The sequence below is a fragment of the Aliiglaciecola sp. CAU 1673 genome (assembly GCF_029223185.1).
Lineage (GTDB): Bacteria > Pseudomonadota > Gammaproteobacteria > Enterobacterales > Alteromonadaceae > Bowmanella.
The window spans coordinates 60,243-82,788 of sequence record NZ_JARHUG010000003.1 but is presented as its reverse complement, the minus strand read 5'-3'; the positions used below and the strand labels follow the sequence as shown (position 1 = coordinate 82,788).

The following is a 22,546-nucleotide window of genomic DNA, read 5'->3' as shown; positions in this document are numbered from 1 at the left end:
CATCCAGACTAGATTTTGACCAGGTCCTTGACCGCAGAATCCGGCAGACTAATCGATCCTTCGCCCATTGCCTTTTGGCAGCCCCGGTTTCGACAACAGCGGTTGAGCGCCTCAAAATGCCGTTGAACATGGGATTTAATCAGTCCATTCAGATGCCCTTTCAACCACATCAAACCGGCATCGCGTTCCTGGCGTTTGTGCCACATGGCAGTGATTTGCGTGGGCTCCAGTTCGACCGGCACTTCGTAAACGGCCAGCTCGTCCTCAAAAATGGCGCGCTCAACTACAGTAGAAGGGATCACACAAATAAGATCACTGCTTTTAACTAAAGGCACCACCGCACCAAAATGGTTAACCGTCATCGCAACCCGTCGGCGCATACCCAGTTTGGCCAGGGCTTCATCGGTTACGCCAACCACATCGCCCGATATGGACACCAGTAAATGCTCGGCCTTGGCAAAATTTTCCAAGGTTAGCGGCGTGCGGGTCAGAGGATGATCAGGCCGCATCACACACACATATTTAGGGGAAAACAAATACTCGCTGTGAATGACATTGGATCTGGCCGGGCTGGCACCAATAACTAAATCCACTTCGGCATCGTGTAAGGCCTTCTCATTGGTGACAATCCGGGCCGGCACCGCATGAATATTGATATTGGGCGCCTGGGTTTCTACCAGCTTGCGCAAGGCAATCCAGGCAATATCAACCATCACATCAGCGGTCATAATACGGAAGGTCCGTTTGGCAGTAGCCGGATCGAATACAGTGGGATCGACCGCTTCTTCCAGTTGTTGTAAGGGGGCGCGAATTTGTGCCCATAGATTTTGCGCGTATACCGTGGGCTGAATTCCGCGACCATCTTTGACAAAGAGTTCGTCCTTCCAGGCGCTGCGCATTCTGGATAAGGCATTCGATACCGCCGGCTGGGTCATGGCCATACGATCGGCGGCCCGGGTAATCGAGCCTTCGGTCATGATGGCGTCGAAGATCATCAGCAAATTGATTTCTTGATGGCGCATGGCGACTCCCTTGAATAGCTTCAGATTAACAATACATCATTTTAAATGATGTCATTTATATTTTTTTATAATTTTTTTTATTTATCATCCCTACCCATAATAGCATCGTCGCAATTGGTCATTATTCAGTCTATTTCGAGGAGCATGCTATGAAACTGCCTTCCTTTACCAACAAAGCCTTGAAAATCGGTGTGCTAACCACCGTATTGGCACTGCTTAGCGCTTGTGAATCTGGCAACGCTGCACCGCAGGCCAGGCCCGCCCCGCAGGTATCGGTGGCCGAAGTGCTATCCGAACACATCGCCGAGTGGGATGAATTTACCGGTCGCCTTGAGGCACCGCAGTCGGTGGAGGTGCGCCCGCGTGTATCCGGCTACATCGATCTGGTTGCCTTTGAAGAAGGGGCGCTGGTTGAAGCCGGTGATCCTTTGTTTTTTATCGATAACCGCCCTTTTAAAGCCGAGGTGAAGCGCCTGCAAGCCGAATTGGAGGAAGCGCAAAGCCGAGTGGCCTTAGCCAAAAGTGAATACGAGCGGGCCGAGCGTCTGGTAAAACAGAATGCCATTTCTCAGGAGCTGATGGACAATCGCCGTGCTCAGTTACAGCAAACCCAGGCCCGTATCCGCTCGGTTGGCGCTGCTCTGGAGCTGGCCAAGCTAAACCTGGGTTACACCCGTGTTGAAGCGCCTATTGCCGGTCGTGTTTCCCGCGCCCTAATTACCAAGGGCAACTATGTAAATGCGGGACAAAGCCTGCTGTCCACCATCGTCTCCACCGATAAGGCCTATGCCTATTTCGATGCCGATGAGCAAACCTATCTGCATTATCAAAAACTGGCCAAAGAAGGCAGCCGTCCAAGCGCCCGAGAGGTCAAACATCCGGTGTTGATGGGCCTGGCCGGCGATAATGACTATCCCCACCTGGGCCATATCGATTTTGTCGATAACCGGGTCGATCCCAGCACCGGTACTATCCGTGGCCGTGCTGTTTTTGATAACAGCGATGGCCAATTTCTGCCGGGCTTGTTTGCCCGCATCAAACTTCCAGGTAGCGCCAGCTACGAGGGTATTTTGATTGACGATAAAGCCATCGGCACCGATCTCAGTAATAAATACGTGCTGGTGCTGGATGAGCAGAGCCAGGTGCAGTACCGCGCCGTGGAACTTGGCGAAAAAATTGCTGGCCTGCGAATTATCAAATCCGGTCTGCGTGCCGGTGAGCGCATTGTGGTTAAGGGCCTGCAGCGGGTGCGTCCCGGCACACCGGTGAGCGCCGAACAAGTGCCTATGGCCGCCGATGAGGTATTGAACCAGCTACATGCCATGCAAAAGCGCATGGACGAAAACTCAGCCGAGCAACAAGTTGCGGCCCGCAAAGGCGCTGATGGCGCCAAAGTGGGAGGCTAAGTCATGAACTTCTCGCAATTCTTTATTAAGCGGCCCATCTTTGCTGCGGTGTTGTCACTGATGATCTTTATCGCCGGTGCGCTGGCGGTTTGGAAACTGCCCATTACCGAATATCCGGAAGTGGTGCCGCCCACCGTGGTGGTTAACGCCGCCTACCCCGGCGCCAACCCCAAGGTTATTGCCGAAACCGTGGCCTCGCCGCTCGAGCAGGAAATCAACGGCGTGGAAAACATGTTGTATATGTCTTCCCAGGCCACTTCTGACGGGCGTATGACGTTGACCGTGACCTTTGCTATCGGCACCGATCCCGATGAGGCCACCAACCTGGTACAAAACCGGGTGGACAGAGCCATACCGCGTCTGCCACAGGAAGTGCAGCGTTTAGGCGTGGTCACCGAAAAATCCTCACCGGATCTGACCATGGTGGTGCACCTCACCTCTCCCGATGACACCTACGATATGCTGTATTTGTCCAACTACGCCAATTTGAAGGTTAAGGACGAGCTGGCCCGTATCGACGGTGTAGGCAATGTAGAGCTGTTCGGCGCAGGTGAATACAGCATGCGTGTGTGGCTGGATCCGCAAAAGGTTTCGGCTTTGGGCCTGAACCCCAGTGATATTGTCAATGCCATCCGTGCCCAGAACCAGCAGGCCGCCGCCGGCAGCTTGGGCGCACAGCCCTCCGGCAGCAGCGACTTTCAGTTGCTGATCAACGTCAAAGGTCGTCTGGAAACGGTAGAGGAATTTGGCGAGATAATTATCAAAGTGGGCAGCAATGGTGAGATCTCACGTCTACGTGATGTGGCCCGTATTGAGCTGGGTTCGGAGTTTTATGCCTTGCGCTCTTTGCTTAACAACAAAGAAGCTGTTGCCCTGCCCATCTTCCAGGCACCAGGCTCCAATGCTATTCAGATTTCCGATGATGTACGCGCCACCATGGCCGAGCTGAAAAAAAGCTTCCCGGCGGGCCTCGACTATTCCATCGTTTATGACCCTACCGTCTTTGTGCGCGGCTCTATCGAGGCGGTAATTTCCACCCTGCTCGAAGCCATCTTGCTGGTCGTCATCGTGGTAGTGCTGTTTTTGCAAACCTGGCGCGCTTCCATTATTCCGCTGGTAGCGGTGCCGGTGTCTTTGGTCGGTACCTTTGCGATTATGCAATTGCTCGGTTTTTCATTAAATGCCCTGTCCCTGTTCGGTCTGGTGCTGGCTATCGGCATAGTAGTAGACGACGCCATTGTAGTGGTGGAAAACGTTGAACGTAATATCCATGACGGTCTGTCGCCTATTGAAGCCACCAAAAAGGCCATGGGTGAAGTGACCGGGCCTATTGTCGCCACTACTTTGGTATTGGCCGCAGTGTTTATTCCTACCGCCTTTATGTCGGGCCTGACCGGGCAATTCTATAAGCAATTTGCCCTGACCATTACGATTTCTACCTTTATTTCTGCCTTTAACTCCCTGACCTTGAGTCCGGCGTTATCAGCCCTGCTGCTAAAAGACCGCCATGCCCCAAAGGATGCGCTAACCCGCTTTATGGACAAGCTTTTCGGGGGTTGGCTGTTTGCACCTTTTAATCGCCTGTTTGAGCGAGGCGCCAAGAGCTATACCGCCGGGATCGGCAAGCTGGTGCGCCTAAGTGGTATTGTATTGGTGCTGTACCCCGGCCTGATGGCCCTGACCTATCACCAGTTTTCGACCACGCCAACCGGCTATGTACCGGGGCAGGATAAGATGTATCTGGTGTCATTTGCCCAGCTACCCGATGCCGCCTCCTTGGACAGAACCGAAGCGGTGATCCGAGAAATGTCGAGCATTGCCATGGCCCACCCAGGGGTGGAATCGGCGGTGGCTTTCCCGGGGTTAAATATTAACGGTTTTACCAACAGCCCCAGCAGCGGCATTGTGTTTGTTGCCCTGAAACCTTTTGCAGAGCGCACGACCGCCGATCTGTCCGCCTGGGCCATTGCCGGACAACTTAATGCCCAGTTTGGCAGCATCCAGGATGCCTTTGTGGCCATCTTCCCGCCACCGCCTGTGCAGGGTTTGGGTACCATCGGAGGCTTCAGGTTGCAGATTGAGGACAGGGGTAACCTGGGTTATGAGGAACTCTATAGGGTGACCCAGCAAATAGTGCAAAAGGCCTGGGCCGCGCCCGAGCTGACCGGTAACTTCTCCAGCTTCCAGGTCAATGTGCCACAGCTGGATGTGAACCTGGATCGCACCAAGGCCATGAGCCAGGGGGTGGCCCTCGAAGATGTGTTCCAAACCATGCAAGTCTATCTGGGTTCGGTCTATGTCAATGATTTCAACCAGTTTGGCCGTACCTACCAGGTCAATGTGCAGGCCGATGAGCAGTTCCGTCAGGAACCCCAGCAGATTGCCCAGTTGAAGGTACGTAATCAGCATGGCGATATGATCCCTTTAGGCTCTTTCCTCAACGTAGCGCATGGCGCTGGACCGGACCGGGTGATGCACTACAACGGCTATGCCACAGCCGAAGTCAATGGCGGCCCTGCCCCGGGCTACAGTTCAGGTCAAGCCCAGGCAGCTATGGAACGTATTCTCAATGAAACGCTACCCCTTGGCATGAGCTATGAGTGGACAGAGCTGACCTATCAGCAGATCCTGGCCGGCAATGCGTCACTCTTTGTGTTCCCGTTGGTCGTGCTGCTGGTATTTATGGTGCTGGCCGCCCAGTACGAGAGCCTGACCCTGCCTTTAGCCATTATCCTGATTGTGCCTATGACCCTGCTCTCGGCCATGACCGGGGTAATCCTCTATGGCGGCGACAACAATATCTTTACCCAGATTGGCTTTATCGTACTGGTAGGGCTTGCCACCAAGAACGCCATATTGATTGTGGAGTTTGCCAAGGAGTTGGAAGACAAAGGCATGGCCACGCTGGAAGCCATCAAAGAGGCAGGCCGTTTACGTCTTCGTCCCATTCTGATGACCTCCTTCGCCTTTATTATGGGCGTACTGCCCATGGTGCTCTCCAGCGGCGCCGGTGCAGAAATGCGCCAGGCCATGGGCGTGGCGGTGTTCTCCGGCATGATAGGGGTAACGATTTTCGGCCTGGTACTGACCCCGGTGTTCTACTACCAATTGCGCAAGCGTCGCAAGCGTCGCAAGCGTCGCAAGCAGCAATCCATCACGGTAGCAGCTAACGCTCAACCACTATAGATTCACTAGCGTGGAGGGCCCGTCGGCTAGACGGGCCAAACCAATCTGCGGATTGGTTTTTTACCAAATTGATTAATTGATTTGGTTTTAGGCACCCGGTGCGCGACAACTGTGCTCCCAATGACCAGACCACCGTGGTGCCTCTTTTTTCTTGCTTTGTTATCTATTCAGGCAAGATTAAGGCCCGGCACACCATATTAATACCAACGCCTGTTAAAGGATATTTGGTATGACCGTATTCACCCGTTTCACCACGCTTTTGTTGGCTCTGGCAGCTGTATCGGCTGTGCCAGTCGCTCACGCTCAGCAAGCAACTGAACATGAAGTGGTCGAAGAGAGCGTGGCTCCTGTGTTGTCTGTAGAGCAATTGGACGGTCTGCTTGCACCTATTGCCCTTTATCCGGATACGCTGCTTTCACATATTCTGATCGCCGCCGGTTATCCATTGGAGGTAGTGCAAGCCAGACGTTTTCAGGAGGCCAACAGCCACTTGGATGACGAAGAGATGCTTGAAGCGGTGCAGGATCAGGACTGGTCACCCAGTATTAAGGCGCTGATGCCATTTCCCGACGTGCTTAAACGCCTGGATCAGGAATTAAACTGGACTCAGGCACTGGGGGAAGCCTTTATCGCCAATGAGGCGCTGGTGATGGAGCGAGTGCAATATCTTCGCCGCCAGGCCAAAGACAACGGCTACCTGGCCTCTAACCATCAGGTGGTGGTAGAAGAAGAGCCGCAGGTGATCCGCATTGAGTCGGTCCAACGCGAGATTATCTATGTACCCCAGTACGATACCCGTGTGGTTTACGGACATTGGTGGCATCCTCACCCTCCTGTCTACTGGCCCGCTTATGATGGCTGGACCAGCGTATACTGGGGACCGGCGGTGTGGGTCAGACCGACCTTTTATTTCTCCACCTTCCACTGGCATCAGCGGCATGTAGTGGTCAATTATCCGGTTTATGATCACAGGATCAGCTATTACCACTACCCTACCACTCAGGTGATTATCCAAAGTGGACAGCGCTGGCATCACAATCCTCACCATCGCCGGGGTGTGCATTACAAGGTGATTAACCGTGAGGTGCATACTGGCAATGTGGTAGTCAGAAATCAAAACCAGGGGCAACGGGCGATCAACAAAGAATCTTCATCCGCCAGTGTTTTGTCTAATGGGGCTGCTCGCCCGGCAACGATAAACCGCCAGAACAATAGCCTTGATGATGCCCCTTACCAGAAGAAAGTGGCAAATTTGCAACCGCTTTCGCCCAAATCCGCAGGCCCCGATCCCGTGCGCACAAAAAACGGGTACTCTGATGCGGGCAAAACAAGATCAGACATCATCAGCCAATCAGCATTGCCAAAACAACAGGTTCAGGTTAACCGTCCAAAACCTGTACAGCCTGTTACCCCGGCAAAGGTTATTACGCAGCCAACCACCAACAATCCGGTCAAAACCTATTCAGTCCAACCTAACCTGTCTCAGTCCCGCGTTGTCGCGCCGGTTCCGATGCAAGAGATGACGGTGCCATCAAGAAGTATTGCTCCACCACCGGTGGTGCAGTCATACAAACGAACAGATGTGCATTCAGGCGGCAATACCGTGGTGCGCAGCCCCAGTACTGACAGATCATCAGTACAATACCGGGATGCACGACCAACCAATAAGCAACATAAAGAACACTAAGCCTGAATCCAGTTTGATTCTGGTGTATTAGCGGGGCCGATTGCGCCGGCCCCTACTCATTTGCCAGCAGATAGGGTATTTTTTCAATAGATTGAAAAAATTGGATAATTCCCATGTTGCCTAAATCTCTCCTTGCAAGCGCCATAATCATGGCTTTGGTTGGTTGTCAGCCGTCTACCGTTGATACCCCTCAGTCGCCCGGCCCCAAGGTGACGCAACAAGCCCAGTCCAATGCAGCACACCAGTTAATTGAACAACACACCCTGGCCTTTATGGCCTTGCAGCCAGCCCTCTCCACAATGTTGGATGTCCCCCCTGAACAAGTGGGCGGCCCCTACAATCACAGATTGCCAGATTACTCGCCCAGCGGCATGCAAGCCTTACAAAAGCTGATGCGAAACAGCCTCAAGGAACTGGAAAAAGTCGGGAAAGGCGACCTTGATGATGCTGGTCAGCAGCATCTTGCTATCGTCAAAGTGATAGAAGAATACTTTGCCGGTCATGAAAAGTTCCAGGCGGGCTATATCGATACCTGGGCAGGCCATCTGCCCTACATTATCAACCAGATTTCCGGTCCTTTGATTGATATTCCCAAACTGATGCAGGTGCAGCAATCAGTGACCACCGAACAGGAGGCCAACGATTATCTTGAGCGCCTGCGCGCGCTGGAGGGCATGACCTATCAGGTTATCGACAAGTTCAAGGCCGATGTGGCTCAAGGGGTGGTATTACCTGCCAATTTAATCCCCGGCACCCTGACCTATTTTGATAACTTCCTCTCCCCGCCCCCGGCAGAGCACCCGTTGGTAACCACCTTTGCCGAGCGCCTGAACAATATCAGCGAACTAGGTGGCAAGAAACGTAAAAATCTTACTCGCCAGGCCACTGAATTGCTGGAACAAAAGATTTACCCTGCCTACACCAAAGCCAGAAAAACAGTGGAGCAAGTCCCCAATGCCAGAGAAGCCGACGGTATCTGGTCACAGCCCAAGGGGGATCAGTTTTATCGTCACGCGATTCAGTATCTTGGTGATACTGATCTTGATGCCGATGCCATTCACCAAGTGGGCCTGGACGAAGTCGCCAGGATCAGCGCGGAAATGGACAGTATTCTGGATGCCAATGGCTATACCGAAGGTAGCGTTGGTGAGCGAATGGTGGCACTGGCCAAGGAAGAGCGTTTCTTATATGAAGACTCAGACGAAGGCAGAGCCAAGCTGCTTGACGACCTGAACATAGAAATCGACAAGATTATGGCCAAGGCACCAGAACTCTATGCCACCATGCCGACCCAGGCGGTAGAAGTGCGGCGCATCCCACCAGTCTCCGAGAAAGGGGAAGCCGGCGGTTTCTATACGCCCCCCTCTTTGGACGGTAGCCGTCCCGGGATTTACTGGATAAATCTGCGTGATATGGCGGCAGTACCCAGCTTTGGCCTTAAAACCCTGACCTACCATGAAGCGGTGCCCGGCCATCATTTCCAAATTGCCCTGAATATGGCTCAAGAAGATATTGGCCTGCTGCGTCAAAACGCCCCCTTTAACGCTTTTGCCGAAGGCTGGGCGCTGTATTCAGAGCTGACAGCCAAAGAAATGGGCATGTATGTGGACGATCCTTTTGGCGATCTGGGTCGTTTGCAGGCCGAGCTTTATCGCGCCGTTAGACTGGTAGTGGATACCGGCCTCCATCATAAGCGCTGGACCCGTGGTCAGGCGATTGAGTATTTCCATACCACCACCGGCACATCCATGACCGATGTGGTGGCAGAAGTGGAGCGTTATATGGCCTGGCCGGGCCAGGCGCTGGGCTACAAACTGGGTATGCTGAAACTGGTAGAGCTACGCGACATGGCCAAAGAGGAACTGGGCGATAAATTTGATATTCGTGCATTTCACGACCTGATTCTGTTGCCTGGCGCCCGCCCTATGAGTCTGGTTGCCGAAGAAGTTAAAGACTGGGTAAAACAGCAGAAAGGATAGTTCCATAAAAAGGCTTAACCAGACAGGTTAAGCCTTTTCAATCTTGGCCAATATAATGCCTGGGTACGCGCAGGGTCACCTTGGTTAACAATTCATAGCCTATGGTATGAGCCGCCGCCGCCACATCAGAAACCAACACCTTTTCACCCCAGAGTTCCACCTGATCGCCCAGTTTGGCTTCTGGTACATCGGTCACATCCACCGCCAGCATATCCATTGAGACTGTCCCCACCACTGGGGCATAGCGGCCATGCAGGTAAACCTGAGTGGATGAATCCGTCAAACGCGGATAACCGTCGGCATAGCCTATGGCTAAGGTAGCGATGCGGCTTGGGCGTCTCGCCGTCCAGCGAGCCCCATAACCCACGGTTTCTCCTGGCTTTAATTCCCGTAAGGCAAATATCTGGCTGTAGAGTTGCATGGCGGCACGCAATCCTAACTGTGCCGGGGATTTTCCCGGCAAAGGCGTACTGCCATATAGCATGATCCCCGGACGATTCCACTGGGCGTGGCTAGCCTCGTGTAAGTAAACTGCGGCCGAATTGGCCAGACTCAAAGGCAGCCCGGTACATTTTGCACCGGCATAAAAGTCGGCAATTTGCCTTGTTGTCATATCTTTTTGCAACTCTTCCGAGCAGGCAAAGTGAGTGGCCAGTACCGGGTCCGGGGCAATACTGTCAATCTCAGCCAAGCGTTGCAGCATCTGTGGCAACCTGCTGACAGCGGTACCCAGGCGGTGCATACCCGTGTCCAGCTTCAGCCAACAATGCAAAGGCTTGTCGAGCCGGATTTTGGACAGGATATCTAATTGTGCCTCATCATGGATCATCATCCAGAATCCATGCTGAGCGGCAATGGGTATCTCTTTGGGATCGTAAAAACCTTCAAGTAACAGAATGGGCGTATGGATACCCGCATTGCGAAGCGCCAGCGCTTCATCAATACAAGCTACTGCAAAGGCCGGGGCATGGCCAGCCAGTTTCTTTGCCACGGCCAGGGCACCATGACCATAAGCATCGGCCTTAATCACCGCCAGCGTCTGACTGTTTGGCGCAAGCGCCACAGCCTGGCGATAATTGTGCAAAACGGCATCTAAATCAATACGGGCATAGGTTGGACGAAACATCGGGCTTTTTGCATTACTCAAATTGTCGGCCATTGACAGGATTGCATCGCAAATCCTTTTGTAGATTCAGGGAGTTGCTCTATCATCTGCCTGCAGCCGCTTCGGACAAAGGAGAGCGTTAATGTTACAGCAAATGATGGTGATGAGCCTACGGATTCTTGCCATCTGTGTTAGCGCTTCTGCCGTGGCCGACTGGCAATTGCCGGAAGACAGTCAGCAGCTAATCGTTGTTACCAGCGACGACTGGTACAGCTACCAAGGCGACCTGATGACCTTTGAGAAGGAAGGTGGAGAATGGTTAATCCAATCGACACGTTCCAAGGTCACTTTGGGGCGGAACGGTATAGCCTGGGGTTTAGGCTTGCAGCCTCCCCAACCAGGGATCCAGAAACATGAAGGTGATGGGCGCTCCCCGGCTGGCGTGTTTAGTCTGGGCACCGCCTTTGGCTACCAGCCTTTCTCCGGATTGAAGGTGCCGTATCTCACCACCCTGGAGCATGATTTTTGCGTAGATGTGCCTGATTCCCCTTATTACAACCAAATCGTGGACTTTCGCCAAACCGGTCCCATTGAAGGTGTGACCGAGCCTATGCGCAGGGACTTGGCTTTTGGTGATGGTTTGTATCGGTTGGGAATGGAAGTGAGGCACAACCCCAACAACCTGGCCGGTGCAGGTAGCTGTATTTTCCTGCATGTCTGGCGCGACGCCAACGCCCCTACCGCAGGCTGCACAGCCATGCCCGCCCAAGTCATGCGAAAGCTGCTAATGTGGATGGATAAGGACAAAAAGCCCTTGTTTGTGCTGCTCCCCAGACAACAATATGTTGAGAGAGAATTGGCCTGGGGTCTGCCGCCCCTGTATTAGGTTTGAGATCAGATCCCCAGTATTGCCTCATAGACCGCCGTTACCACCGAGCCGTATCGACTCAGCTCAAATTCATCGGTAGCAAAGCGAACGGCTGCACTTTTTCCGACAACCGGAGTGTGACGTTTATTGGTTAACAAGATAATCGCCATATCGTAAGTGGGGTCAATTACGGTGATCACCCCGGTCCAACCCGTATGACCAATGGCCAGCGGACTGGCATAAGGACCAAATGCCCAACGCCGCTCACCGTTTGCCGCCCGCTGCCAACCCAGCCCGGTAGCAATATCCAGCTCTGAGGCCAGGGTAAAGCGGTCCAGCACTGAAGCATCGAACAAGCCCACCTGCCCGTAGCCACCGCGGTTTAGCAGCACCTGGGCAAGTACTGCCAATTCTTCTGCGCTGCCGAAAAGCCCTGCATGCCCTGCGACACCGCCAAGCGAGTAATAGGCCTTCTCATCATGGACCTCTCCCTGCAATACGTAAGTGCGGATATTGGGAAATGTGACCCGTCCGCCGCGGGTATTGCCCTGGATCTCTGTGGCGGCAAATCGGGATTGGGGCACTCCCTTTTGCAGGGGATTAAACATCAGCTGTTTAAGACCCAAAGGTGCATAGATTTCCTGCTCGACGTATTGATCCAGGCTCATACCTGTCAGCCGCTCCACCAAAATGCCTAACAGCATATAATCCACGTCGCTGTATCTGGGTTTGGCCTGATGGGCCAACTGCAAGGGTACCTTGGTCAGCAGCAGCCGTTCTGTCAGTTGCCGGTCTTGCGAAAAAAACGCTTCGCCAAGGGGATTATTCGGATCAAAGAAATGAACCTCGGGGGCATACCCCGCAGTGTGATCAAGCAAGTCCTTGATTCTGACCAACGCACGGCCGTCTCCGCGATAGTCGGGCAGGTAAAAAGACAAGGGCTTGTGCCAATCCAAACGCCCTTCTGAGGCAAGTTTCATCAGCGCGAAGTTAGTCGCATACATCTTGGTTAAGGACGCTAGGTCGAACAGGCTGTCCTTTTGCATTGGCTGCGGTTGAGTCATACGCTTACCGTTATCGGCAAACACGCGCTGATAGCCATAGGCCTGATGTTTTTGAATTTTGCCATCTTTGACCACCAGCAAGACGGCGCCGGGAAAACCTTGTGCCACCTCCTCAGAAATCAGCTTATCCACCTTGCTAAAGTCATAGGGAGATGTGGTTGCCTGAATGAGTTCAGGATAAGGCACTTCTATTCTCAGAGCCTTGCCTTTGGGCCGGATATTGCGCACTTCCAGGGTATTGATGCCATCACGGCTTAGCCCTTTAAGGCTGACACGCAGCGGCTTACCAGGGGATAAGGGCGAGGGAATATCCAGGATCTTGCCATTGACTAGTATCTCAGCTTCGTTTGCCCCTTCGCTGGTCAGCAATAACTCTCCTTGTTGCGCGTAACCCCGAAACTGACGTTTATTGTTGACCCTACTACTGTCACTGGGACGACGCTCAGGAAAGCGGCCATCAAACTGTGTGGGCATTTGCGGGTCGGGCCAGACCGTTGCCGCAGTTTCCTGCTCATAAGCTTGCCAAAGTAGCTTGGCCTTTTCGGGAAAGTACTTTTCAAGCAAAGCAAATAGTGTGGCAGCGGTCTTATCGGTAGCCTCACCATTAATGTGCCAGGGTAGAAAATGGCTTTGAAAAGCGGTCAGGACATTGCGAGTTTGTGCATCGGCGCGACCAAGAGGGGCGAGGTCATAGCCATAGAACGCCAGTCCTTGCTGTATCAATTGCAAAGACGGTAGCCTGGCAGAAAAGGACTGCCAGTAATGATTAACCCTGTCGTTGTCATACCAGGCACCGATACCGGCCTGATAGAGTCGTTGCCAGGGAAAGCGTGGTCCCGGATCGTGGGTGCGACTGGGACTAACGTCAGAATGGCCGACAATTTGGGTAGGGCCGATATGGGGATAACGCTTGAGGATGTCCTGCATCAACGAAACCAGCAATTCAATCTGCTCAGGATCAAAGTCTGGGAATATACACAAGCTCGCATCGCCATGCACCTCACCACGTTGAAAGTGATGCCCCATCGGCTCTTTACACTGGGGTACATTGACTAACTCAATGCCGATGGACTGACCATTAATGTCGCTTGCGCCTTGCCAGATCCCCTGCTCAGCATGCCAGGCCCGATACTGCTCGTCGACCAGTTGAAATACTTTGAGTTGATCCTGTGAATAAGTGGGATCGAAGCGCTGCGGCAACAAGTAATGGGCGCTCGCCTTGCCATCTTCCATCAACGCCTTGCTGGCAGAAGCAAAATCCACTGCAGTGAAGTGCAAAACCAGAAATTTTACCCGGCCATCGTAACTTGGAGAATGAAGTTGCGAAGTGGCGGTTGCCGATGGGCCTTCGGCTGCACAGCCCAAAATGGAAAAGCCACAAAGAAAAAACAGCCAACAATGTGCAATTCCTGGCTTTAGAAATCCCATACTGAGCCCTTGAATTCAGCGCACCGGAAAGTCGAAATATAACGCCGCAAAGGGCTCCTGCGCCAGGGTAAAATGCCACCATTCAAGTGGATAGGCCTTAAACCCCTGCTCTTCCATTAGCGCTTTAAGCATCAGGCGATTCTCCCGCTGCAGTGGATTCACATCATGATGCAATGTATTGGAAACAGGATCGAAAAGATCATAGGTACCGCCCATATCCAACTCCTGCCATTGTCCTGAGCTATTTTGCTGCTCAAGAGTGAGGTCGATGGTGGCGGCGCGACTATGGCCAGATTGAGGCGCAATGTAATCGCCGATAAGGGCTGATTTTTCAAGATTTGGGTAATAGCTAGCCTTTTTCGCATTGTCGTTAGGATCGGCAGCCCAGGCCATAAAATCCGCCACTGCTTTCTTGGGGCGATAGCAATCGAAGATTTTAAGCCTTAAACCAGACTCTGCGGCTTTTACAGCAACTCGCTTTAAGGCTTTGGCGGCATCTAGGTGCAGTAAGCACTTTGGTGCCTCGTACCCGGCAATAGGACGGCCGATAAAGTTATTGCTGCCTACGTAGCGAATATCATAATTTGCCTTTGGCAGCAGCTGATTAAGCTCGACTATCTGCGCCGGCCTCTCTTGCGCCTGCAATGACAGACTGAGCAATAGCAGCCACCAAGGGCGCATCAGCCAATCCAAAACAAACCGGCCAGTAAATAGGCCAATAAGGTCAGTGCACCGCAAAAAATGGCGTAGGGTAGCTGAGTACGGACGTGCTCGAGCAGATCGCAACCTGATGCCAGACTGCTAACGGCGGTCGTGTCGGAGATAGGCGAGCAGTGATCACCAAAGACCCCGCCCCCTAAAATGGCTGCCAGCACCAATTCGGGTGGCAGTCCCAGATTCAGTACCAGAGGCATGCCAATAGGAATAAGAATAGCGAAGGTACCCCAGGAGGTGCCGGTTGTGAAAGAAATCAATGCACCGGCTAAAAACAGTAGCGCCGGGATTAAAAACATCGGCAACGAATCTGCCACCAGCCCGGCGATAAAATTACCGGTACCCAGCTGCTTTAGACTGCTTCCCAGTGCCAGTGACAGCAGCACAATAGTGACCAGTGGCAACAGCTCGCCCATTCCCTTGAAACCAATCTCTACCAGCTGTTTATGACTGAACCGGCGGGAGTGCAGCATCAGAACATAGGCAAGCAAACAAGCTAAGGTAGTAGCGTAGAGCACAGATTTTGAACCATCGCCTTCGGTCAGTTGGCCATTCCCGGTCCACAACATAAAGCCCAACATGCCAAATACCATGGTCAGCAACGGCCAGGCCATGAAGCGGGCTTTGCTGGCGGGGATTTCCAGCTCCCCATGGTCATGAATCTGTCTGAGCTCTTGTTCAGATTGCTTCATTGGGCCAAAAACTTTGCCAGTGAGTACCGTGAAAAGCACCACCGCCAAGGTAAAAAGGGCGTAAAAATTCAGCGGAATAGTGCCTATTAGAATAGAAACCGCACTTTGCTCAGTGGGATAGGTGCCCAGCATTCCCAGTACATAGGCGCCCCAACCATTTAGCAGAATAAGAATACACACGGGCGCACTGGTGCTGTCGATGATATAAGCCAGGCGCGCCCGGCTCATCTTAAAGCGGTCAAACAGCCCACGGGAGACAATACCGGCGGTCAATACACTTAAGTTAGACTCAATAAACACCACTACACCGGTGCCAAAGGACAATAAACCCACCTGACGCTGGTTTTTTGCCACCCCTGCACCAACGAGTTTTTCGACCAATGCCGTCACCCCACCGGATTCACGCATATACGCCAGCAAAGCGCCCACCATCAGCGAGAAAATTAAAATACGACCATTTCCGGGTGATTCAAACACCTTCACAATGCGCTCGAGGGTCTCTACACCGCCAAGCCCGGCTGCCACCAAGACAGAAGAACCGGCCTGCGACAGCAGCAAGAGTTCAGAACAAAAAAGAGCAAGCAACAAGGCAAGGATGACTTCCTTGCGCCAGAACACCACAACAATGGCAAGAATGGGGGGCAGTAGGGTTAACCAGTCGGACAAGGCATCACCTATTTATTGTTATTTTTTAAGGCAGATACGGCCAGGAGCAACCCCTCCCGGCAACAGAAATCAGGTTGTTGATGCACTGGGTTTGAGTTCATCCAGATGATATTTATCAATCAACGAATACAGGGTTGGACGGGTAATGCCCAGGAGTTCGGCGGTTCGCGACATATTGTGCTCTGCCAATTGCCATGCCTGACGTATGGCTCGGCTTTCTGCTTCTTCGCGCACTTCGCGCAAATTCATGCACTGCATGTAATTGATATTGCCGGTGGGGGTTAACCCCAAATCCTCTGCCTGCACCATATTTCCTTCGGCAAGGATCACGGCTGATTTCAGCTTATTCTGCAGTTCCCGGATATTGCCCGGCCAGCGGTATTGCAGCATAGCCTGCACAGCATCATCGCTAAAGCCTTTCACTTTCGCGTTGTATTCTTCCTTATAGCTGCTCAGGAAGGTTCTGGCCAACAGCACCACATCGCTGTCTCTATCCCGTAAAGGTGGGATATTGATAGTGATCTCACTGATACGATAAAAAAGGTCTTCGCGGAAGCTCTGTTCAGCCACCATTCCCGGAATGTCGCGGTGGGTAGCACAGATCACCCTCACATCTACCGGCATTTCCTGACGTCCCCCTACCCTCTCAATCACACGCTCCTGTAAGAAACGCAGCATTTTGGCTTGCAGGCCGAGGGGCATATCGCCAATTTCATCTAAAAACAGCGTGCCGCCCTGGGCGGTTTCGATTTTCCCCGGGGTTGTCTTGTTAGCGCCAGTAAAGGCACCCTTCTCGTAGCCAAAAAGTTCGCTTTCCAGCAGATTTTCCGGAATAGAAGCACAGTTAATGGCAATAAAAGGTTTGTTGCGCCTGGCACTCATATCATGAATAGCGCGGGCGAATACTTCCTTACCTGTACCACTCTCACCCAGCAGCAAAGTACTGATGTCGGTCTGCGCAATTTTTTCAGCGCGGCGACTGGCCTGTTGGATTGACTCACTGGCGCCGATAATTTTCCCCATGGCCGGTTGCGACTGGGCCAGTTGCCGATTTTCCAATTCGAGATCATAAAGATTAGCCGCGCGACTCACCAAAATCTTAATGGTATCGCTGTCGATAGGCTTTTGATAAAAATCGTAGGCGCCCAATTCGATGGCTTTAAGGGCATTTTCTTTGTCGTTATTGCCGGTGACCACGATCACTTTGGTTTGCGGTGCAAGGGAGAGGATTTCGGCCAGAGTCGCCAAACCTTCTGATGCATTGGCGGGGTCCGGTGGTAAGCCCAAGTCCAGGGTAACGACTTTGGGTTCATAGCGGCGCAATTGATTGACAGCAGACTGGCGATCTTCGGCGAATATCACTTCGTACTCGCTAAAACTCCATTTCAGTTGCTTCTGAATGCCGATGTCATCGTCCACTACCAACAATTTTTCCATAGTTCTTATCCTTTTTAGGCGGCCTTTTCGTTGATGACGGGCAAATACAATCTAAACACGGTGCCCTCGCCGACTTTGCTGTTCACTTCGACCCTGCCGCCACTTTGCTCAACATAACTTTTTGCATCATAAGCGCCAATACCCATTCCTGCATTACCTTTGGTGGTATCGAAGGGCTTGAATAACCGATTGGCAATAAATTCCTGGCTCATGCCACAGCCATTATCTTCAATTTCAATCAACACGACACCTGGCTCTTGAGCCATGCCAACGCGGATAATCACCTTTCCAGCATCGTCTGTGGCTTGCTGGGCGTTACTGATTAGATGGTACACGACATTACTAAACTTTTCTTCGTCTAGCGAGACCTGAACAGAGGAAAGCTCTTCAACCACAGGACGAGGAGAAAGCATTTGGCAGCGCTCTTTGACTACCTTACTGATTAGCTCGGCCATTGACACAGCCCTCAACTGACTTGGCTGATTTGCTTTCTTCTCGGTGAGTTGCTTAAGCATCTTTTCCATTCGTGCCTTGGTATGCTGCAGTGTCTCGAAGGTATCTTCAATGAAGGCAGGATTGTGCTTGTGCTGAGGGGCATTGCACAAAATCAGGTCGATTTGTGCCAGTACATTTTTAAGATCATGAAGCACAAAGGCAGACATCCTGTTGAAAGCGGCAAACTGTGCATTTTCAGCCAATTCTTTAGCCGCTTCGTAATGGAATATGTAGTTGGCCACTTGTGCGGTAACGGCATTGAGATAATCCCTCAATTCCCAGTTCAGATGCACCCTATGGTCTGACTTAGGCTGCAGCAATGCCATGCCCCACAAACGGTTTTCTCTGAAGATAGGTACCACCAATTGGAAGCTACATTCATTGAGAATGCCATGGTTGATGCGAAGTCCCTCATATTGGAAAGGTTTGCAGCGCAATTCCTCGATATCCACCAACCAGTGGTTGTCTTGCACATAGGCCGCAATGGCATCCACCACACTGGATTCAGTCTGGGTTAGCGTAGGGTGGCCCTGCTGACAAACCACTTCCTGCTTACTGTTTTTGCTTTTGAGCAACATACCACTCTGATAACCAATGGCTCTTAGCAGGCTATTGAGACCGTTTTGGTAGACCATGGGCAATGAATCGGCCTCGGTATTTAATGCCTGGGATAGCTTCAGCCACTCCTCTCTGTAGTCATACTGATTGGCAAAGAAGTGTTTGGTAATGAAGACCTTAAGCTTTGAGCGGAAACTATTTGATAGAAAGACGGTGGCAAGTAATATCAATGATAAAAAAGCCAGAGCAATTTGTACCGGTCCTGACCAATTCCCACCGATATAACGAATCGCATATCCGGCAAGGGCCATCACGCAAAGATAACCTCCTGCGACAATTAACAACGAGCTATGCAGTACCACATCGCGAGAGATGAATATCTCGATGCCCCAATGCTTGATACGTCTAATGGCAACGACTAACGCGGGTAGCATCATTGCATGCACATAGCCGCGTGCAGCCCAAAACATTGGGTCTAGTTGATTTAGCATCGACGCATCGGCGAACATCACAAAATCGAACAAACCCGTGGCGCCAAGGTAGATGGCCAGTGGTTTGTAATGCCAACGCTCCTCTCCTGCTTGTCGATATAGAGTTTCCAGCAAAACCAGCAGTTCAAGTGAAATGATGGTCATAAGCAAGTACAACCATTTATCTCCTAGCACTCCGGACATTACAGAGGCGATTAATATTATCGGCAAAGAGATGGTGATAAGGGTAATAGGGCGACTTAACAATTCCCCTATCCCCAATTGCTGTTTCTTAATGACAGAGCAAAGGAATAGCAACCAGAGCAGACTCTTGCCGGCTTCAAAGGCCAAAAGAGAATGAACTGGAAAGGCATAAAGTGCATGGCTCAAATGGGCGCCAGCCCACACGGCATTAAAAAATGTTGCAAGGATAAGCAGACGCTTGGCCAGACCAGGCTTCCTTACTGTAAGTAGCAGCAATACCAATAAAAGGTTGCCAACAATCCCAAGGAAATAGCCGATTTCAGCAAGCATTTGATTGTTCCTGATCCGGAAAACCGGGGAATTTATTCCTTAACATTTTCACTTCTCTGCAGCATAGACATAAAGCCCTTCCATCCTTTATGCAAACTGTGATAAAGCAGAATATGCAACGGCATCTTCAGCCAATGTCCCCGAATAAACATCAAATAATGTGCCGAACGCAAAGCGAAACGGCTATTGGCATTGACCGGTTCCGTCAATACTTTGGTAAACAGCCAATCCAATACAGACAAACCAAAAGAAGGTGCCCATTGTCGGTGACATTTTTCCAATATCTGCTGTGGGACAGGGGTGCCGAGTATTTGGTGGCAATATCGTAGAGCATAAAAAAACAATCGGCCTAATCCAAGTTCATCGGCGCGAGAAGTGATTGAAAACCAAAAGTTTTCATCTGCACCTGCGTGTTGTCGAAACATTAAGTCTAAATCAGAAAGATCACGCAGCCCTTTATTAAACTCCGTCTCCATAAACAAGTGGCAAGCCGAATGAAGAATACGGTCATCCCTATCCAGCACAAGGTGACCACCTGCCTTACTGAGATTTAACTTATCCACGGAAAAGGCGAATCGGCAAGTCAATGGCAAAAGATGATGATGCACATCCAAAGTGACAGCGCGCTCTTTGTGAACAAGAGGCGGGATTTCATGCATCCAGTTTCTATAATAGGCGACATCATAATCGGCCATTTCTTCCTGAAACCAACCATTCAACTTTAAGGCGTGCTCTGCTGCAGGTATTTGCTCTCTCGGGATATAGATATCGACATCAGCATACAAACGCCCCTTGCTGGAAGCATCCTTTGCCAGGTCATAAGCCAGCCCCTTCAGAAAAACAGGCTGAACACCTACCATCTTCAACGCCTTTTCAATCTTTAGCTTTTCTATATGCATGTCTCTGCTATGAGCAAGACTCAAGTGCTGCATAGACTGAAAATGCCAGCGCAATGCTTCTGGTATATGGTCGTTTAGTTGTTTATCCGATAACAAACAGAACAGGCGCCCAAGCAGCCTGTGTCGATATCCCTGAGAGAGTATTATCTGCCAGTCGGTCGAATTATACTCTAAAACGCTCTCGGGATATTTGAGCACCTCAATGATAAGGCTGACTTCAGCTCTCATGAAGCATTTCATCCATTAAATCTATTGCAGCTTCAAGATTTCCATCATACTCAAAGCTGAAAGTCCGGGCTTGTTCAAGATGATTAGCTAGGGCCTTAAATCCCTGCTCGGCAAGCACAGAGTAGTTGAAGCATTGGTTGGCCATCTGCATCAAGGCATGCCCCTTGTCCAAGGCTTGCAATTTTCCACCTTCGGCTTGGGCATTGAAACGAGGAAACACCACCAAGCCCGGCGACGCCGGACAATTCCAAGCCGCCACACTCTGTGCAGGAGGCTGTAACAGCCCTACACTCCCTTTTTGGGTGTCATGCACCACCCTGCTCAGATTCAACTGTCCCCGCGTGGGACGGATGATGTCAATCGCCTTATTCTTGAGGCTAATTGGACGCGGATTGGGGAGAATATTGCCACTTTCCAATTCAATTAATGTCAACTCATCAGACAATAACCGAAAACCTCCGGAAGCAACCAGAGAAGCACAGAGTGTACTTTTCCCTGCACCTGGCTGGCCCGGTAAAATAAGCGCTTTACCGTATTTTTCTACAACTGCGGCATGGACCACGAGAGTGCGATGGTAGTGTTGGCTGACACACCAATTCAATCCCCACTCCATTAAAGGCAGGGATTGTTCTATGGGCAACGGCAGAAAGGGTGCATGACCGTGAAAATAGAAGTTAACTTGCGGCCTGAAAACGCGTCTGAAACCGCCAGAGCCCAACAACTGAATGTGAAAGTCTATTGGCGCATGCTCCAAGACTTCTGCATCGGCATAGACCGTCATGATATCTTGGCTGACTTGAGATATATCACTTTGAATTAAGGCATTAAAACGCCCTACTCTCAGTGCAATGCCATTAGCATTTAATTGATGCCGCACATGTTCAGCAGCGAGAGTACCCAGTATCACTGAATCTCCACCAACCTGGCAGAGACTAATCTGGAGAGTATATTTTCGAATTCATTGGATTCTGTCAAAGTCTTGTTATCTGGACTCATGGAAACCAATGCAGTAAGTGGAACTGTTTGAGAAGGAACGCTTTGTAGTTGAGATATCAACTCTTTGGCGACAAGAGGAAAGAGCAAGGTCTGCTTGGTGTTTGGCAAATAAACCACCCAGCTAACCTCACTCTGAAATTCCATGATGTCGGATACGGCAGGACCGATACGGACCAGCATGATTAAACCGGTCCTATCTTCTATTTCTTGTTGCCGTAACCTAAATCTTTAAGGATGTCACCATAGCCTCCACCATCAGCAATGCTGACAAAGAAGTCTTTATAGTCTTGTTCGACCATGGTATCTGAACGTCCAATCAACACGCCGCCGCGCAAAATCTCATAGGCGATGCCGGCTTGTGGATAGCTGATACACATTTCACACATCAGATAAAGGGAAATGATGTCATCCTGGGTAGGATAGTTATACATCCACGTCGCCAACGGCTTACTGGTTCCAGCCTTTATCGCCTGAATAAAGCGGGCATTCAGAAGCGCGGCGGTAGCATGCTGTGTTATATCATTGGTTTTGGTAGGACCGTCCAGTTCTGTCCCAAGAGTAGTGAAAAGCTGGCTCATGCATGTGTGTGCAGCAGGTTCTTTCACGCCCCCGACTATACGGCGTATTTCCGTATTGGTCAGCATACTGGATCTGAACACGCTGGCGAACGAAGTTCCAGGCGTCAAGCCGGCCATATCCCAGGCATAGCTACCAATCTCGCCTTTATTGTTCTTCCAGTTACCTGGGCTCCAGCCGTTGCAGGTTTCACCATCATGCACGGTAAGAGAAGTTCCCATCTGCACTGACATAAAGCCAGAGATGGTGCACCCAGCAGCCATAGCAGGACGGTTCGCCAACAGCAACAAGCCTGGTGCGGCGAGACTGGCTCTTTTAAGCCATTTCCGTCTACTCTGATTTTGCATTTCCGATGGTTCGGCTACTTCGACAGAATCAACTTTCTTGTTCTCGTCAACCATTTTCTCTTCCTAACACAATTCACGTTGAAATAAACGTGCACCAACTGATGATATAGCTTGTATGATTCATTACAAAGCCTTTGGCCACATATATTGAATACTGCAAAAAACGAGCCAAAATCAAAACCCTTGATA

At 51.2% G+C, this 22,546-nt stretch carries 16 protein-coding genes; 5 read left to right on the top strand and 11 right to left on the bottom strand.

What is annotated here, in order from left to right:
* Positions 1–8: 8 nt before the first annotated feature.
* Entirely contained in the window at positions 9–1,022 is a 1,014-nt protein-coding gene (locus tag P2G88_RS03665) for a LysR family transcriptional regulator (protein WP_275794330.1), read from the bottom strand.
* A gap of 149 nt (positions 1,023–1,171) precedes the next feature.
* On the opposite strand from P2G88_RS03665, the gene P2G88_RS03660 reads away from it, so the two are divergent.
* The 4 genes from P2G88_RS03660 to P2G88_RS03645 all read left to right on the top strand — a co-directional run bounded on the left by P2G88_RS03660 (position 1,172) and on the right by P2G88_RS03645 (position 9,280).
* Positions 1,172–2,428 carry an efflux RND transporter periplasmic adaptor subunit gene (locus P2G88_RS03660; RefSeq protein ID WP_275794329.1) on the top strand — a complete coding sequence of 419 codons (1,257 nt, stop codon included), beginning with the start codon at positions 1,172–1,174 and terminating at the stop codon, positions 2,426–2,428.
* A gap of 3 nt (positions 2,429–2,431) precedes the next feature.
* On the top strand, positions 2,432–5,614 hold the full coding sequence (locus tag P2G88_RS03655) for a multidrug efflux RND transporter permease subunit (RefSeq protein ID WP_275794328.1): 3,183 nt from the start codon (positions 2,432–2,434) through the stop codon (positions 5,612–5,614).
* 229 nt (positions 5,615–5,843) lie between these two features.
* Positions 5,844–7,301 carry a DUF3300 domain-containing protein gene (locus P2G88_RS03650; RefSeq protein WP_275794327.1) on the top strand — a complete coding sequence of 486 codons (1,458 nt, stop codon included), beginning with the start codon at positions 5,844–5,846 and terminating at the stop codon, positions 7,299–7,301.
* Positions 7,302–7,414: 113 nt separating this feature from the next.
* Positions 7,415–9,280: a DUF885 domain-containing protein gene (locus tag P2G88_RS03645; protein ID WP_275794326.1), complete on the top strand. Its 1,866-nt coding sequence runs from the start codon at positions 7,415–7,417 to the stop codon at positions 9,278–9,280.
* A 37-nt stretch (positions 9,281–9,317) separates the two neighbouring features.
* Here P2G88_RS03645 and alr read toward each other — a convergent pair whose 3' ends face one another.
* Complete coding sequence (alr, locus tag P2G88_RS03640) at positions 9,318–10,406, bottom strand: alanine racemase (RefSeq protein ID WP_275794325.1); 1,089 nt, start codon at positions 10,404–10,406, stop codon at positions 9,318–9,320.
* Positions 10,407–10,527: 121 nt separating this feature from the next.
* On the opposite strand from alr, the gene P2G88_RS03635 reads away from it, so the two are divergent.
* Positions 10,528–11,271 carry a hypothetical protein gene (locus P2G88_RS03635; protein ID WP_275794324.1) on the top strand — a complete coding sequence of 248 codons (744 nt, stop codon included), beginning with the start codon at positions 10,528–10,530 and terminating at the stop codon, positions 11,269–11,271.
* Between the two features lie 8 nt (positions 11,272–11,279).
* Here the strand turns inward: P2G88_RS03635 and pbp4b are convergent, their stop codons facing one another.
* From pbp4b to P2G88_RS03590, 9 genes are all read right to left on the bottom strand, one after another.
* Positions 11,280–13,745, bottom strand: coding sequence for a penicillin binding protein PBP4B (pbp4b, locus tag P2G88_RS03630; RefSeq protein WP_275794323.1), 2,466 nt, complete (start codon positions 13,743–13,745; stop codon positions 11,280–11,282).
* Between the two features lie 15 nt (positions 13,746–13,760).
* Positions 13,761–14,426: a M15 family metallopeptidase gene (locus tag P2G88_RS03625; protein ID WP_275794322.1), complete on the bottom strand. Its 666-nt coding sequence runs from the start codon at positions 14,424–14,426 to the stop codon at positions 13,761–13,763.
* Complete coding sequence (locus P2G88_RS03620; RefSeq protein ID WP_275794321.1) at positions 14,426–15,817, bottom strand: Na+/H+ antiporter NhaC family protein; 1,392 nt, start codon at positions 15,815–15,817, stop codon at positions 14,426–14,428. The genes P2G88_RS03625 and P2G88_RS03620 overlap by 1 nt, the downstream gene beginning before the upstream one ends.
* 69 nt (positions 15,818–15,886) lie before the next feature.
* A complete protein-coding gene (gene prsR / locus P2G88_RS03615; RefSeq protein ID WP_275794320.1) occupies positions 15,887–17,254 on the bottom strand; it encodes a PEP-CTERM-box response regulator transcription factor in 1,368 nt (455 codons plus the stop codon).
* 14 nt (positions 17,255–17,268) lie between these two features.
* Positions 17,269–19,311, bottom strand: a complete 2,043-nt coding sequence (gene prsK, locus P2G88_RS03610) for an XrtA/PEP-CTERM system histidine kinase PrsK (protein ID WP_275794319.1) — start codon at positions 19,309–19,311, stop codon at positions 17,269–17,271.
* A gap of 32 nt (positions 19,312–19,343) precedes the next feature.
* Complete coding sequence (locus P2G88_RS03605) at positions 19,344–20,438, bottom strand: nucleotidyltransferase family protein (RefSeq protein ID WP_275794318.1); 1,095 nt, start codon at positions 20,436–20,438, stop codon at positions 19,344–19,346.
* Positions 20,428–21,345 carry an HprK-related kinase A gene (locus P2G88_RS03600; RefSeq protein WP_275794317.1) on the bottom strand — a complete coding sequence of 306 codons (918 nt, stop codon included), beginning with the start codon at positions 21,343–21,345 and terminating at the stop codon, positions 20,428–20,430. Before P2G88_RS03600 ends, P2G88_RS03605 begins: the two co-directional genes overlap by 11 nt.
* Entirely contained in the window at positions 21,342–21,614 is a 273-nt protein-coding gene (locus tag P2G88_RS03595; RefSeq protein ID WP_275794316.1) for a hypothetical protein, read from the bottom strand. Before P2G88_RS03595 ends, P2G88_RS03600 begins: the two co-directional genes overlap by 4 nt.
* 20 nt (positions 21,615–21,634) lie before the next feature.
* Complete coding sequence (locus tag P2G88_RS03590) at positions 21,635–22,411, bottom strand: hypothetical protein (RefSeq protein ID WP_275794315.1); 777 nt, start codon at positions 22,409–22,411, stop codon at positions 21,635–21,637.
* Between the last annotated feature and the right edge of the window lie 135 nt (positions 22,412–22,546).